Genomic DNA, 15,406 nt, shown 5'->3' with positions numbered 1-15,406 from the left:
TTTATTTAATCCTATCAGATTATCTTTGTGCAAAATTGATTACCATGTTAGGCCTAAAATTACCTACGGACCCAAGGTGGGTGAACATTGTTGAAAAAAACATTGAAGAAATTTTGACGGATCATGCGTACTGTGAGCAAAAAGCGGCAAGCACGGCTATTTCGTTGATTATCGGTTTTCCGGAAAAGTCGGAATTAGTGAAAGAAATGACCGCTCTTGCCCGTGAAGAAATGGGTCATTTTAACATGGTACACGATAAAATAGTAAAACGTGGCTGGGTCTTGGGCCGCGAACGCAAGGATGAATACGTTATCGAGTTGATGAAATTCTTCCCAAAAGGAGGTAGTCGTGAAACCCATTTGGTCCACAAACTTTTATATGCAGCCCTTATCGAGGCAAGAAGCTGTGAACGTTTTAGATTGCTTTCTGAAGAAATAGACGACGAAGAGCTATCCGAGTTCTACCGGAACCTTATGGTAAGCGAGGCCAACCACTACACCATGTTCCTAAAGTTTGCCCGCAAATACGGCAAAAAAGAGGAGGTGGACCAAAAATGGGAAGACCTCTTGGAGTACGAGGCCCAACTTATGAAAGACCTCGGCAAAAAGGAAACCATGCACGGTTAGGATTCCAATTTCCTTTTGTAATAATTGTACATTTCAACCTGCGATCGCAGTTCAGTTTCCCCTTTGGTTCGTTTTCTATAGGCATTATCCTGTTTTGCGGAAAACACTCGTGCTTTGGAGTTATCTCTCCACGAAATATCGAACGTATCCAATAACTCCTGTCTAATATCGGGGTCGTAAATGGGGCAACCCACCTCTACCCTAAAGTCCAAGTTGCGCGTCATCCAATCTGCTGATGAAATATAGATTTTCGGGTCGCCATCATTGCCAAAAATGAACAATCTGGGGTGCTCCAAAAACTTGTCCACCACACTTATGGCCTCTATATTTTCGCTCATACCCTCCACACCGGGAATAAGACAGCATATTCCCCGAACAATCATCTGTATCTTAACCCCTGCCCTACTGGCCTCATATAGTTTGTCCACCATCTTGTATGAAGTAAGGCTGTTCATCTTTATTTTGATATAGGCCTCCTTTCCTGCCTTGGCAAAAGCGATTTCCTTATCGATCATCTTCATGAAAGATGACTTGGTGTAATGGGGCGATACAATAAGATGCTTGTATTTATTGATTTTATAATTGGTCTCGAAGAAGCCGAATACTTTGTTCATATCCTTCAAAATACCTTGATGGGCCGTAAACAAGGTATAATCAGTATAAATTTTCGCTGTGGACTCGTTAAAGTTACCGGTGCTAATGAAGCCGTACCTTTTGATGCCCCCATCTTCTTCGCGCTCCACAAGGCAGATTTTGCTGTGCACTTTTAGTCCGGGTACGCCAAAGATCAATTTTACGCCTTCATCTTGCAAAAAGTTGGCGTATTCAATATTGTTCTGCTCATCGAACCGGGCCTGCAACTCTATCTGTACGGTCACCTGTTTTCCGTTCTTAACGGCGTTGACCAAAGCATTTGCAATCTGACTGTCACTGGCCAATCGGTATATAGTGATTTTTATGCTGCGCACCTGTGGATCCATTGCGGCTTCCCTTAAAAATTTGGTCACATAGCTAAAGGTATGGTAGGGAGCGTAGATCATATAATCCTTGTGGGCAATCATATCCAACAAACTCCCTTTCATGCTCAAGCCTTTTACAGGCAATGGCTCTATCTTATCGTACATAAGGTCGTGCCTCCCCAAACTGGGAAAGCCCATATAATCCCTCCTGTTATGGTAACGGCCGCCGGGAATCACACTATCGGTGCCCATAATGTCCATTTTTTCCTTTAGGAACTGGAGCGTGTCTTTGTCTATGCTCTTGTCATATACAAAGCGGACAGGATCACTTATTTTTCGGTGCTCTACGCTGGAAGAAATCTTTTCAATAAAACTTTTACTCAGATCGTTGTCTATATCCAATTCTGCATCACGGGTAATCTTGATCATGTGGGCCGAAATGGATTCAAACTCAAACATCGTAAACACGCTGTCCAAGCAAAAACGAATCAAATCATCCAATATGATAACGTAGTTCTTATCGCCCTCTTTCGGCAATACCACAAAACGGTCGATTCCCTTCGGAATCTCTATCAAGGCATATCGATTGTGTTTCCCTTTGCTCGAACCGTTCTTCATAACCACCTTAACAGCCAAATAGGCAGCGGTATCTTTCAGGAGCGGAAACTCGGTAAGGTCGTTCAGGATAATGGTCATCAACTCCTGGTTTACCTTTTTAAAAAAGTAATCCCGAATGAACTCTGCCTGACTTTCGTTCACTTCGGTTTCCCTAATGATAAAAATATTTTCCTCACGAAGTTCCCTATCAATTTGTTGGAAAATTTCAAGACTGCGGGTCTGCTGATCAATCACAATTTTGGTAATCTCTTCCAGCAAATCATTAGCTCTTTCACCGCCCAAAACACTTTTACCTGTTTTTCCAGCATCTACAATGCGTTTTACAGTGGCATAACGTACCTTAAAAAATTCATCTAGGTTGTTGCTGAAAATCCCTAAAAATCGTAATCGGTCAATCAGTGGAACCCTGTGGTCTTTACTCTCTTGCAATACTCTGGCATTAAATTGCAACCAACTGATTTCCCTATTTATATATTCGTTCTTTGTTTTTACCATCTATTTTTTTAAGTGTTTTGGAAAGACCATTTGCTTAGTGGTTCCCTCTGATATTTTGGACCAATCATTCGCACCAAATGTAATGTGAACCAGTCCGGCCGTGGGAACGTTCTCAATATACTGATCTCCCCATGTATTTGCAAGTGACGTAAAGGCATAATTATGGCCAAAGATTGCCACGGTATCCAAATTATTGTCCAATTGCTGAACAAATTGCTGAACACTGTTGCCCGAAAAATCGTAGAGCGCGTTGTTTACGCTATATTTTGATAAGTCAAAATCCAGATTTCTTACAAAAATCATACTGGTATGCAAGGCCCGGTTGGCAGGGCTGGAATATATAAAATCTATTGAAAGGGCATGCAGCCCAAAGGTTTTGGAAACCAAATGGGCGTCGTTTATTCCTCTTTGCTTTAAGGGTCTGTCCTTGTCGGAAACATCGTAATCCCATGAGGATTTCCCATGTCTCATTAATATAAGTTGTTTCATCTTGTAGGGGTTAGGGGGCCAATCGCTCTATTTTCCAATCAAAATCTTCCTGTAGGGAGTATCGTATTCTATCGTGCAATCGGTTGGGACGACCCTGCCAAAATTCCATGGATACGGGGCGAACCAAATACCCTCCCCAATACTCAGGCCTGGGCACTTCCTTGCTTTCATATTTCTGTTGGAGTTTTTTCAACTTATCCTCCAAATATTCACGGGACGGAACTACCTCGCTTTGATCAGAAACAATAGCGCCTAGCTTGCTGCCATGAGGTCGGGATTCAAAGTATCCATCGGAAAGATTTTCGGCTATTTTTTCTGCAGTACCCTTTATGATGACCTGACGTTCCATATTTGGCCAAAAAAAAGACAGGCAAACCGACGGGTCTGCTGTAATGGCCCTTCCTTTTTCACTTTGGTAATTGCTATAAAAAATGAAACCTTCAAAGGTGAATTTTTTCATTAAAACCACCCTGCTTTTCGGAAATCCATCCAGTCCAATGGTAGAAATCGTCATGGCATTTGGTTCGTCTACCCCTTCTGAAGCTTCTACCTCATAAAACCACTTCTGAAATTGCTCCAACGGGTTTTCCTTTATGGAAGCTTCGGTCAGCTCACTTTTTTCGTAAGTTTTTCTATAATCACCAAGGTCTTTTTGCATGACGTGAAGTTCGGGAAATTTACCTTGATTGCAAAGCTTGGAATTACATTTCGATTTACAATTAACTAGGAACAACCACAAAAAATGGATTTCTCGTCGCTTCGCTCGCTCGACACGGCACAAACAGATTATTTGAAGTCAAAAACTTTACCATCATCGGCTAGGTCCACCACTGGAAAAACATCCTCGGCTTCTTTTTTAAATAGTTCGATGGATTTGTAGCGCGTGGAATAATGGCCCAATATCAGCAATTTGGCATTGGCCTTTTTGGCGATTTGTGCAGCTTGCTTGGATGTGCTATGTTTTGTTTTTTCGCAAAGGTGTTCCTCGGATTCCAAAAAAGTGGATTCGTGATACAGCACCGTCACATCTTTAATAATGGGCACAATGGCCTCATTATAGACCGTATCGCTACAAAAAGCGTAGCTTTTGGGTTCCGGTGGGTCCAAAGTGAGTTTTTTATTGGACACCAGATTGCCCGATGCATCAATACCATCCTTTCCTTTTTTAATATTGTTGAACTGACTCTTATCTATGCCGTACTTTCTGGCCGCTTCAATGTTGAGGGTCCTCGGGGATTCCTTCTCTTGAAACAAAAAACCATTGGTGTATACCCTATGAATCAACGGAACTGTTCGGACGTTGACTTTTTCATCCTCAAAAACCAGTTCAGATTCTTTGGATTCCAATTCGTGGAATATCAACGGGTAATCGGTCCAAGAATCACCCAATTTTAGAAATAGGGTGATAGCCTGTTTGATTCCTTTGGGGCCGTATATGTGCAGTTCCTTTTCCCTGCCCAACAACCTAAAGGTTGAAATCAAACCGGGAAGGCCAAAAAAATGGTCCCCATGGAGATGCGATATAAAAATATGGTTGATCCTGGAAAACTTGACCTTGTATTTTCTCAACTGCACTTGGGTTCCCTCACCGCAATCGATCAAAAACAGATGGTTCTTTATTTCGAGTACCTGCGAAGTAGGGTTGGTAAATGTTCGTGGCGTAGCGGCATAGCACCCAAGTACGGTCAATTTCATATACCCAGGTCGCGTTCTATTTCTTCCATTTCGATAAGGTCCTTGGCCTCTTGCAGTGTAGGCACCACGCTTATCTCTTCAGGAATCTCGTCGTAGTTTAACTTATCGGTCACCAAAACAAATGACCTGCCAGCACCTTTGTGGGTGTTCGACATGTCCAAAAACTCCAATAAATCGCCAATTTCTAAGGTATTGAAAGAAAAAAGGTTGACAACAATATTGTCGTGCTTGAGTTTTGGGTATGCTTTGTTTAGGTTTTCCAAAAAACCGCTTAGGGTGGTCTTTTCCTGAAAAACAATCGTTGTTGTTCCGTCTTTGTCGAAAATCATCTTTTACTTAATTTTTGATGCCAATAGGTAGAGTACTGCCATACGCACTGCCACTCCGTTTTCTACCTGATGTAAAATAATGGATTGGTCGGAGTCCGCTACATCACTGGTTATTTCCACACCGCGGTTTATAGGGCCGGGATGCATGATCACAATTTGTTTGTCCAAACTGTCCAACAGTCCCTTATTGACCCCGAATTGTTGTGTGTATTCACGAGTGGATGGGAAATAACTGATATCCATACGTTCGTTCTGAACACGGAGCATATTGGCCACATCGCACCATTCCAAGGCCTTTTTTAGGTTGGTCTCCACCTCTACTCCCAGAGATTCTATATGTTTGGGAATAAGTGTTTTTGGTCCACAGACTTTTACGTTGGCCCCTTGTAGTTTTAAGGCAAAAATATTGGACAACGCTACCCTTGAGTGAAGGATATCACCAACTATTACCACATTTTTACCTCCCACATCACCTAACTTTTCGCGGATGGAATAAGAATCCAAGAGTGCTTGCGTGGGGTGCTCGTGGGCACCATCACCAGCATTTACGATAGCCGCTTTTACGTGTTTTGACAAGAAAATGCCCGCTCCTGGATTGGGGTGCCGCATCACTACCATATCCACTTTCATGGACAGGATGTTATTAACGGTATCGATGAGGGTCTCCCCTTTTTTTACGGATGATTGTCCTGCGGAAAAATTGACCACATCGGCAGAAAGTCGCTTTTCGGCCAGCTCAAAAGATAGTTTTGTACGGGTACTGTTCTCAAAAAAGATGTTGGCTATGGTAATATCACGAAGTGTGGGCACTTTTTTAATGGAACGATTGATCACTTCCTTAAAATGATCGGCCGTTTCAAATATGAGCGATATATCCTTTTTGTTCAGATATTTGATTCCCAACAAATGGTTTACACTTAATTCGCTCATTCCCTTTTATTTGCTTACTAAATATACTTTATCCTCACCGTCGTTCTCTTCCCACATCACCTTTACTTTTTCTTTATTGATGGCATCCACCTGCCTGCCCCTATACGTTGGTTGTATGGGCAAATGTCTGCTAAAACGCCTATCTATCAATGTCAATAGTTCGATGTTGCTTGGTCTTCCAAAGGATTGGATGGCCGTTAGTGCCGCCCTGATGCTTCTTCCGGTATAGAGCACATCATCAATGAACACCACTTTTTTATCCTCCACCAAAAAATCCATTTGTGTAGAATTGGCTTTTAGGATTTCTCCCCGTCCAAAATCGTCCCTAAAAAATGTGATGTCCAAGAAACCAAGGTCAATATGTTTGATCTTGTATTCTTTTTTGAGAATCTTTACCAACCTTTCTGCCAAAAAAACGCCTCTGGGCTGGATACCGATCAATGCGGTATCGGTAAAATCCAAATGGTTTTCCATTAGCTGACAGGCCAACCGGTGCAGTATGATGTTGATTTCCTTTGAAGTAAGCAGAACTTTTTGACTCATATGCTATGTGCGACCAACTCGGTTGAATACAAAAGTAAGCAATTCTTTAAAATGTTCGGGACATAAAAAAGCCCCGACTGTTTCCAGCGGGGCTTCGTATCATTGAAAAGTCCGATTATTTTTTCTTGGAATCGGCTTCCATTTTGTCTTTCAATGCTTGCAATGCGGAGTTGGCATCTCCAAGGGTCGGAGCAGCTTCATCGGATGATGCGGCTCTTTTCTTGGCTGCAGCTTTCACATTTCTGTCTTCTTGCTCTCTAAAGATTGCAGTATGGCTTGCCACCACTCTCTTGAAATCCTTATTGAACTCGATGATCTTGAATTCGGCCTCTTCTCCTTTTACAAGTTTCTTGCCGTCTTCTTTTTCCATGTGGCGTTGTGGAACAAATCCAACGATATCCTCGTTGAAGTCAATGGTAGCTCCTTTGTCAACAACCTCTGCAATTGCAGCTTTGTGCACGGTACCTTCAGCAAACTCTTCGGAGTACTTGTCCCAAGGGTTCTCTGTGGTCTGTTTGTGTCCAAGGCTCAATTTGCGGCCTTCTACGTCCAATTCCAATACTTCCACCTCCAAGGTGTCGCCTACGGCAACAAACTCGGATGGATGCTTGATCTTCTTGGTCCAAGAAAGATCGGAGATATAGATCAAACCGTCGATTCCTTCTTCCAACTCTACGAATACCCCAAAATTGGTAAAGTTTCTAACGATTCCCTTGTGCCTTGATCCAACAGGATATTTGGAAGTAATATCGGTCCATGGGTCTGGCGTTAATTGCTTAATACCCAACGACATTTTACGATCTTCCCTATCCAAGGTCAATACAACAGCTTCAACTTCGTCTCCCACGTTCACAAAGTCTTGGGCGGATCTTAGGTGCGTACTCCACGACATTTCTGAAACGTGGATCAAACCTTCAACGCCATCGGCAACTTCGATAAATGCACCGTAATCGGCAATTACAACCACTTTACCTTTTACTTTGTCGCCAACTTTGATCTCATCACCCAAGGCATCCCATGGATGTTTCTCCAATTGCTTAAGACCCAACTGGATTCTTGACTTGTTATCATCAAAATCAAGGATAACAACGTTCAATTTCTGATCTAGGTCCACAACTTCGTTCGGGTGGTTGATCCTGCTCCAGGATAGGTCGGTAATGTGAACCAATCCATCCACACCTCCAAGGTCGATAAATACCCCGTAAGATGTAATGTTCTTCACGATACCTTCCAATACTTGACCTTTTTCCAATTGGCCAATGATCTCTTTTTTCTGCTCTTCGATATCCGCTTCAATCAAAGCTTTGTGGGAAACCACTACGTTCTTGAACTCGTGGTTGATCTTCACTACTTTGAACTCCATGGTCTTGCCTACGTACTGATCGTAATCGCGGATAGGCTTCACATCGATTTGGGAACCCGGCAAGAATGCCTCGATGCCGAATACGTCCACGATCATACCACCTTTGGTACGACATTTAACGAATCCAGTAACAATCTCTTCTTTGTCGTGTGCGTTGTTAACACGCTCCCACGCCTTGATGGTTCTTGCTTTACGGTGAGACAACACCAATTGACCGGTCTTGTCCTCACGGATATCTATAAGTACCTCAACTTTATCACCAACTTTGAGATCGGGATTGTAGCGGAACTCATTCAAGGAAATTACACCTTCGGACTTGGCATTGATATCAATGATCGCCTCACGGTCTGTCATGTGAACCACTTTTCCTTCCACTACTTCCTCATCGGCAGTGTCCACAAAGTTTTCCTCTACAAGTGTCTCGAATTCCTTGAGCTTGGTATCATCTACGCGCTCAATTCCTTCTTCGTACTTGTCCCAATCAAAATTTTCAAGAAACTCCTGAGGATCTTGCTTGGGTTCTGTTTCTTTTACTTCTGGTGCTGCGGCAGTTTCTTCTACCTCAACGTTTTGTTTTTCTTCAGCCATGCTGCTGATTAAAATTTGTATTCCACGTTTTACAAGAGTTGAACAATTACCGCGGAAGTGGTTTTTAAAATGATTTTCTAAAATTCCCTTTTTCTCTTGCCTCCTTGCCAAAAGGGGTGCAAAAATACAATTAAATTCTTGATATACAAAGCCTATAAGCAAGGTTTCAGCAAAAAAAGTATTACCATTATTTAATAGCAAAATTTGAGCATATTAACTATCTTGAGAATTCTAATTGTTAACTGTAAAAAATCGAATTATGAGTGTAAAAGCAAAATATCAACCTGTATTAGACCTGGGCGAGAAATTGGAAGTAAAAAACGGGGATGTGAAAGTTGAAGGCGATATCTTAAAAATAAAAGGGATGACCAAGACCCAATACGAAAAAAACCTATTGTGGGACAAGATCAAGGAAATTGGTGGGGAAAAGCCATCGGACATTAAGGCCAATATTACTGTGGAAGATGAATCCGTTTACCACAGACATACGGTGAAGAGCGGGGAATCCTTGAGCAAGATTGCGAAGCATTATTACGGCGACCCGATGAAGTACACCAAAATTTTTGATGCGAACACCAATGTTTTAAAGGATCCGAACGTGATCCACCCCGATCAGGTGTTGGTGATTCCGAATTTGTAAGGAATTGCCACATTGACAGAATAAGAAAAAGCGCCCTTTGGGCGTTTTTTTGGTTTTTGGGGATTTCCACGTTTGGGCACAACCGTGTAGTGCCGACTCAGCTAAGGCCTCCATCAATCCATACTGGAATTTTAAACATAAAAATGCTAACTTCACTTATCGGTCGATATAAATCATTAAAACGATTCATATCTTTTGACGCTGTACCCCATGGGAGAACGACCCCATTACAAATTGGATGACCTTGCATTTTAAAGGGACGATATCCATAAATCCCTACTGGCAGGCACAATTATTCACATTTAATTTTTTAAAAATGAACAAAAAAGAATTCAAGGCCAAGGCGAACCAAACCATTGACGGGGTTTCGGCTAAAATCCACGAGTTGAAGGCAAAAAAAGAATCTGCCAGTGGGGACGCAAAATCTAAGTATGACAAAGCAATCAGGGATTTGGAGTCAAAACGATCGGACTTGGAAAGTAAATATGCCGACCTTAAAAATGCATCCGAAGAAAAGTGGGATGAAGCAAAAGATGCGTTTTCATCCGCTTCAGACTCTTTTAAGGAAGGATTTGACAAGTTGAAAGGCTTGTTCTCTTGATTAACCAACAGGGCCTGTAGATGATTTACAGGCCCTGTTCTTTTATTTGATAAAATGAAAAAACTGCTCTTTTTCTGGAAAGAATTGCTTGCCACGTTCTGGTTTGTACCTGTTATAATTATTGGTTTAGCAGTAGTATTGTCAGTAAGCTTGGTTTCATTGGATAATATGATAACCATTCCACAAGAAGGTTGGATTCGCTTTTTCTCGGTGAACAGCTCCGATTCTGCAAGAAGCATTTTATCTACTATTTCAGGTGCCATGATCGGTGTTGCAGGAACAGTTTTTTCAGTAACATTGGTTGCTTTGACACTTGCCTCCTCTCAATTTGGCCCTAGACTGATAAAAAACTTTATGTACGTACGCCTCAACCAAGTAGTTTTGGGTTCATACATTGCCACGTACCTATATTGCCTCTTGGTTTTAAATGCTATAAAGGAAGGAAATGGATATACTTTCATTCCATCCATTTCCATTTTTGTTGCCATTTTAATGGCCGTAGCAAATATTACTTTGCTTATCGTATTTATACACCAAATTGCAGTAAGTATCCAAGCCGACAAGGTTATTTCTGATATATCAGACCTTATTTTGGAACAAGTAGAAACGCTTTTCCCGGAAAAAATAGGGGATGAACTCAAGGACAATAAAGATTTTGATGAAGATGCTGCTATTTCCAACTATCAAAAACAAACACGTATCAAATCCCCCAAAAATGGTTATCTGCAATATTTGGACAGCGAAGTAATATCAAAGATAATAACTGATAATGATTCCTTGTTTGAATTAAAGCACAGACCGGGTAGCTTTTTAGTGAAAGACCAAGAAATCGGCGTAATTTATTCAAACATGGATTGGCAAGCAGAATCCATAGATAAACTACTACACCAATTTGTTTTTGGAAAAATAAAAACCTCCCAGCAGGATTTGGAATTTTCAATCCATCAAATGGTAGAGATTGCGGCCAGGGCATTATCTCCAGGGGTAAACGACCCATATACCGCAATTGCATGTATTGACAACCTAACAGCGACTATGTGCTACTTGGCACAAGCCAAATTCCCTTCAAAGTATCGTGTTGATGAAGACGGAAATCTTAGGGTTATTGCAGATGTATTGGATTTTGAAGGTGTATTAAATGCCGCATTTAATCAAATCAGACAATTTTCAGCAGGAAGCACCTCGGTAATCATAAGGCTTTTGGAAGCATTGATAACCATCCAAAATTTCACCAAACGAGAAGGTCACAAAATGGCGATAATCAATCATGTTGAGATGGTGTTGCGATTAGGAAAAGAAACAATAAAAGAAAAAAATGACCTTGACGATTTGGAAAAAAGAGCGAACCTGATTTTGAAGTAATGAAGAACTACTGGCTACAACAAGTTGTATAAGAGCAACTCCAAAATCAGAAACTATTCTAAGCCCTGCTTCGCAATCACCCGTTGGGAGTACTTGCGGTTTTTACAAAAAAGAGCAAGAACTCACTTGGAACCTAAATCTGAATAAATCAAAAATAATTACCAATTCGGTAACTTTTTGCTACATTTGCGACAAACAATCATAATGTGAGGGTAATAGCCAAACGCACATTACGGAATTTCTGGGAGAAACACGCCGACAGCGAGGATCAATTAAAGGCGTGGTTCAGGGAAACCGAAAAGTCCGAATGGAAAAACATAAACGAACTAAAAAATGATTATCCAAGCGCAAGTATTCTAAAGGACAACAGAATTGTTTACAACATCAAAGGAAACAACTATCGGTTGATTGTAAAGTTCAACTTTGAATATCAAATATGCTGGATACGTTTTATTGGAACCCACGCGGAATATGACAAGATTGACGCAAACAACATCTGACAAATGAATATAGTACCAATCAGAAACGAAAAAGATTATCAAAATGCCCTCAACAGGCTTGAGGATATTTTTGATGCAAAAAAAGGAACGGAAGAAGGAGACGAACTGGAAATCCTTTCGATTTTAATCGATCGTTTCGAGAATGAAAATTTCCCAATCGATATGCCAGACCCAATTGAAGCCATCAAATTCCGAATGGAACAAATGGGAATGAAACAGAAAGACTTGGCAGAAGTTGTGGGGTTTAAAAGTAGGGTCAGCGAAATTTTGAATAAAAAACGAAAGTTGACTTTGGGAATGATTCGAAAACTAAACACCGCGCTTCATATTCCAACTGAAGTCTTGGTTCAGGATTATTAAAAAACGGCAGAACCGTATATCGCCAATCATCTAAAACACCAACACATCAACCCAGCTTTGCAATCACCCGTTGGGAGTAATCATAAATCCGCTCAAACTGCTCTTCCAAGCCCATATCGCTGTTATCAAACTCAATGGCATCCTTGGCTTGGGTCAATGGGGAAATGGTACGGGTAGAGTCTATTCGGTCGCGTTCCTCCACATTTTTAAGCACTTCGGGATAGGAGACCTTCTCCCCTTTTTCCAGCAATTCCTTGTAGCGGCGAGCCGCTCGGGTCTCGGGAGATGCGGTCATAAAAAGTTTTAGTTCCGCGTCTGGAAAAACAACGGTACCGATATCACGGCCGTCCATCACGATGCCTTTATCCTTGCCCATTGCTTGTTGGATCTTCACCAATTTTTCACGGACTTCCTTAATTGCGGCAACGGGACTTACAAAACCGGACACCCGCATAGATCTTATTTCCTGCTCCACATTTTCATCGTTCAAAAACATTTCGGAACGCCCCGTTTGCTTATTGGGCAGAAATTTGAGGTGTATTTCCGATAGTTTATCAACCAAAGCAGCCTTATCCAACTCCCCTTTATCGTTGATGATGCCCTCTTGCAAAGCAAAAAGGGTCACCGCTCGGTACATGGCACCCGTATCCACATAAATATAATTTAAGGCAGAAGCCAACCTTTTGGCAATGGTACTTTTTCCCGTGGAGGAATATCCATCTATTGCTATTGTTATTTTTCTCATCGAAACAAAAATAGGGATAACACCCCTAAAGTCGCCTTTAGGGGGGAATTCCTTTACAAAAAGTCCTTTGGGCCTTTGAAGTTGGAATATATCAAATGTAGTTGAGACTAGAGTTTTTTTGCATTCTTAACCTTTTGCTTGGTAATCGCAATGTCGATAACCTCGCTCATGTCCGTTACATAATGGAACGTAAGCCCTTTCAGGTATTCGTCCTTGATTTCCTCAATATCTTTTTTGTTATCCGTACACAGAATGATTTCCTTAATGCGCGCCCTTTTAGCGGCCAAAATCTTTTCTTTGATCCCTCCCACGGGCAAAACCTTGCCCCTGAGCGTAATCTCGCCCGTCATTGCCAAGCTCTTCTTCACCTTACGCTGTGTAAAGAGGGATACCAGCGAGGTCAGCATAGTGATACCCGCACTAGGGCCGTCTTTTGGCGTGGCACCTTCGGGCACGTGAATGTGCACATTGTATTTATCGAACACCTCTGGGTCGACCCCATAGGTTTCTGCGTTGGATTTTATGTATTCCATGGCAATGGTGGCGGACTCCTTCATCACCTTACCGAGGTTACCGGTAATGTTCATGGCACCCTTTCCTTTGGAAAGAATGGATTCGATAAACAGAATATCGCCACCTACACTGGTCCACGCCAAGCCTGTGACCACCCCGGCCACATCATTGTTTTCGTACTTGTCGCGTTCCAAACGGGCCGGGCCGAGGATTTCCTCAATATTTTCGTTGGTCAAGGTAACATTGTACGCCTCCTCCATAGCAATGGATTTTGCAGCATAACGTACCACTTTGGCTATCTGTTTTTCCAAACTACGCACTCCGGATTCACGGGTGTAGCCTTCCACAATCTTCTCCAATTGACGCTTACCGATTTTTACATCCTTTTTGGTAAGTCCATGCTCTTTCAGCTGCTTGGGCAACAAATGTCGCTTTGCAATCTCCACCTTTTCCTCGATAGTATAGCCCGTTACGTTGATAATTTCCATTCGGTCGCGCAAGGCAGGCTGTATGGTGGACAGGTTGTTCGCCGTGGCAATAAACATTACTTTGGACAAATCGTACCCCATTTCCAGGAAATTATCGTGGAACTCGCTATTCTGTTCAGGGTCCAATACCTCCAACATCGCTGAAGACGGGTCCCCTTGGTGACTGCTTGCCAGTTTATCGATTTCGTCCAAAATAAACACGGGGTTGGAAGTTCCAGCTTTCTTCAAACTTTGAATAATACGACCTGGCATGGCACCAATGTAGGTTTTTCGGTGTCCTCGAATTTCGGCTTCATCTCGCAGTCCGCCCAAGGACATACGTACATATTCCCTGCCCAATGCCTCTGCTACGGATTTTCCTAACGATGTTTTACCCACTCCGGGAGGTCCGTACAAACAAAGAATTGGCGATTTCATATCGTTTCGCAGTTTCAAGACTGCCAAGTATTCAATAATTCGGCGTTTTACATCTTCCAAGCCGTAGTGATCTCTGTCCAAAATCTTTTGGGCACGCTTTAGATCGAATTTATCCTTGGAATATTCGTTCCACGGCAAGTCCAGCAGCAGGTCCAAATAATTGCGTTGGATGGAGTACTCGGCCACTTGTGGGTTCATACGTTGCAGTTTGGAGAGTTCTTTCTCAAAATGCTCCTTCACTTTTTTGCCCCACTTCTTCTTTTTGGCATTTTCGCTCATTTCATCCACCTCTTCCTCATAGGATAGTCCACCTAGTTCCTCTTGGATGGTCTTCATTTGTTGGTGAAGGAAGTATTCGCGTTGCTGTTGGTCCATATCGCTACGGACCTTGCTTTGGATGTCGTTGCGCAATTCCAGCTTTTGAAGCTCCATGTTCATATACTTCAAGGTAGCCAACGCCCTTTCCTGAAGGTTGGCAATTTCCAAAAGTTGCTGTTTTTCTTTTACGCCCAGATTCAGGTTGGAAGACACAAAATTGATCAGGAACGAATTGCTTTGAATGTTCTTGATGGCAAAAGTGGCTTCGCTGGGAATATTTGGGTTGTCCTTGATGATTTTGAAGGCCAATTCCTTGATGGAATCGATAATCGCTTCAAATTCACTTCCTTTTTCATCGGGACGCACCTCCGCGGCCTCGCTCACCTTGGCCGTCAAATAGGGCTTTTCGGTAAGTACGGCATCTATCTTGAATCTTTTTTTCCCTTGAATAATCACGGTAGTGTTTCCATCCGGCATTTGAAGTACCCTCAAGATACGGGCAACGGTCCCGACCGTGTTGATGTCTTCGAGACCGGGGTTTTCGACACTCTCGTCTTTCTGGGATACCACACCAATGGTTTTGGATCCATTGTTGGCATCCTTAATCAAATTGATGGATTTGTCCCTGCCCGCAGTGATCGGAATCACGACACCTGGAAACAGCACCGTGTTTCGAAGGGGAAGTACCGGTAAGGTTTCCGGCAAGCTCTCCCTGTTCATCTGTTCTTCATCCTCAGGGGTCAACAACGGTATCAATTCCGCATCTTCGTCCAACCCTTGCAGATCTATATTGTCAAAATTGGTAATTTTCATCTCTCCCATATCAT

The 15,406-nt window shown here is 42.3% G+C and carries 16 protein-coding genes; 6 read left to right on the top strand and 10 right to left on the bottom strand.

The window, feature by feature from the left end:
- Positions 1-44: 44 nt before the first annotated feature.
- Positions 45-626, top strand: coding sequence for a MiaE family protein (locus tag MURRU_RS12015; RefSeq protein WP_014033740.1), 582 nt, complete (start codon positions 45-47; stop codon positions 624-626).
- On the opposite strand, the gene ppk1 is transcribed toward MURRU_RS12015, so the two are convergent.
- The 8 genes from ppk1 to rpsA all read right to left on the bottom strand — a co-directional run bounded on the left by ppk1 (position 623) and on the right by rpsA (position 8,635).
- On the bottom strand, positions 623-2,698 hold the full coding sequence (ppk1, locus tag MURRU_RS12010) for a polyphosphate kinase 1 (protein WP_014033739.1): 2,076 nt from the start codon (positions 2,696-2,698) through the stop codon (positions 623-625). The genes MURRU_RS12015 and ppk1 overlap by 4 nt on opposite strands.
- Positions 2,699-3,187 carry a SixA phosphatase family protein gene (locus MURRU_RS12005; protein ID WP_014033738.1) on the bottom strand — a complete coding sequence of 163 codons (489 nt, stop codon included), beginning with the start codon at positions 3,185-3,187 and terminating at the stop codon, positions 2,699-2,701.
- Between the two features lie 10 nt (positions 3,188-3,197).
- Complete coding sequence (gene pdxH, locus MURRU_RS12000) at positions 3,198-3,845, bottom strand: pyridoxamine 5'-phosphate oxidase (protein ID WP_014033737.1); 648 nt, start codon at positions 3,843-3,845, stop codon at positions 3,198-3,200.
- Between the two features lie 128 nt (positions 3,846-3,973).
- Positions 3,974-4,882, bottom strand: a complete 909-nt coding sequence (locus tag MURRU_RS11995; protein ID WP_014033736.1) for a ribonuclease Z — start codon at positions 4,880-4,882, stop codon at positions 3,974-3,976.
- Positions 4,879-5,211, bottom strand: coding sequence for a hypothetical protein (locus MURRU_RS11990; protein ID WP_014033735.1), 333 nt, complete (start codon positions 5,209-5,211; stop codon positions 4,879-4,881). Before MURRU_RS11990 ends, MURRU_RS11995 begins: the two co-directional genes overlap by 4 nt.
- Before the next feature lie 3 nt (positions 5,212-5,214).
- Positions 5,215-6,141, bottom strand: coding sequence for an aspartate carbamoyltransferase catalytic subunit (locus MURRU_RS11985; RefSeq protein WP_014033734.1), 927 nt, complete (start codon positions 6,139-6,141; stop codon positions 5,215-5,217).
- Between the two features lie 6 nt (positions 6,142-6,147).
- Positions 6,148-6,684 carry a bifunctional pyr operon transcriptional regulator/uracil phosphoribosyltransferase PyrR gene (gene pyrR / locus MURRU_RS11980; protein WP_014033733.1) on the bottom strand — a complete coding sequence of 179 codons (537 nt, stop codon included), beginning with the start codon at positions 6,682-6,684 and terminating at the stop codon, positions 6,148-6,150.
- 115 nt (positions 6,685-6,799) lie between these two features.
- Entirely contained in the window at positions 6,800-8,635 is a 1,836-nt protein-coding gene (gene rpsA / locus MURRU_RS11975) for a 30S ribosomal protein S1 (protein WP_041801974.1), read from the bottom strand.
- A 259-nt stretch (positions 8,636-8,894) separates the two neighbouring features.
- Here rpsA and MURRU_RS11970 point away from each other — a divergent pair, with 259 nt between their 5' ends.
- From MURRU_RS11970 to MURRU_RS11950, 5 genes are all read left to right on the top strand, one after another.
- On the top strand, positions 8,895-9,275 hold the full coding sequence (locus MURRU_RS11970) for a LysM peptidoglycan-binding domain-containing protein (protein ID WP_014033731.1): 381 nt from the start codon (positions 8,895-8,897) through the stop codon (positions 9,273-9,275).
- Between the two features lie 316 nt (positions 9,276-9,591).
- On the top strand, positions 9,592-9,876 hold the full coding sequence (locus tag MURRU_RS11965) for a sll1863 family stress response protein (RefSeq protein WP_014033730.1): 285 nt from the start codon (positions 9,592-9,594) through the stop codon (positions 9,874-9,876).
- 54 nt (positions 9,877-9,930) lie between these two features.
- The gene (locus MURRU_RS11960; protein WP_014033729.1) at positions 9,931-11,238 is read left to right on the top strand and encodes a DUF2254 domain-containing protein; all 1,308 of its coding nucleotides are present in this window, start codon (positions 9,931-9,933) and stop codon (positions 11,236-11,238) included.
- A 206-nt stretch (positions 11,239-11,444) separates the two neighbouring features.
- Positions 11,445-11,738: a type II toxin-antitoxin system HigB family toxin gene (locus MURRU_RS11955; protein ID WP_014033728.1), complete on the top strand. Its 294-nt coding sequence runs from the start codon at positions 11,445-11,447 to the stop codon at positions 11,736-11,738.
- A gap of 3 nt (positions 11,739-11,741) precedes the next feature.
- Positions 11,742-12,098 (top strand): helix-turn-helix domain-containing protein, encoded by a 357-nt coding sequence (locus MURRU_RS11950; protein WP_014033727.1) that lies wholly within the window; start codon positions 11,742-11,744, stop codon positions 12,096-12,098.
- 46 nt (positions 12,099-12,144) lie between these two features.
- On the opposite strand, the gene cmk is transcribed toward MURRU_RS11950, so the two are convergent.
- Positions 12,145-12,843 (bottom strand): (d)CMP kinase, encoded by a 699-nt coding sequence (cmk, locus tag MURRU_RS11945; protein WP_014033726.1) that lies wholly within the window; start codon positions 12,841-12,843, stop codon positions 12,145-12,147.
- Positions 12,844-12,950: 107 nt separating this feature from the next.
- Positions 12,951-15,401 carry an endopeptidase La gene (gene lon / locus MURRU_RS11940; RefSeq protein ID WP_041801972.1) on the bottom strand — a complete coding sequence of 817 codons (2,451 nt, stop codon included), beginning with the start codon at positions 15,399-15,401 and terminating at the stop codon, positions 12,951-12,953.
- Positions 15,402-15,406: the final 5 nt, after the last annotated feature.

Origin of the sequence: Allomuricauda ruestringensis DSM 13258, assembly GCF_000224085.1 — a bacterium.
GTDB classification, from domain to species: Bacteria; Bacteroidota; Bacteroidia; order Flavobacteriales; family Flavobacteriaceae; genus Flagellimonas; species Flagellimonas ruestringensis.
Note: the sequence above shows the minus strand (reverse complement) of the source record. Positions and strands in the feature narration are given on the sequence as shown.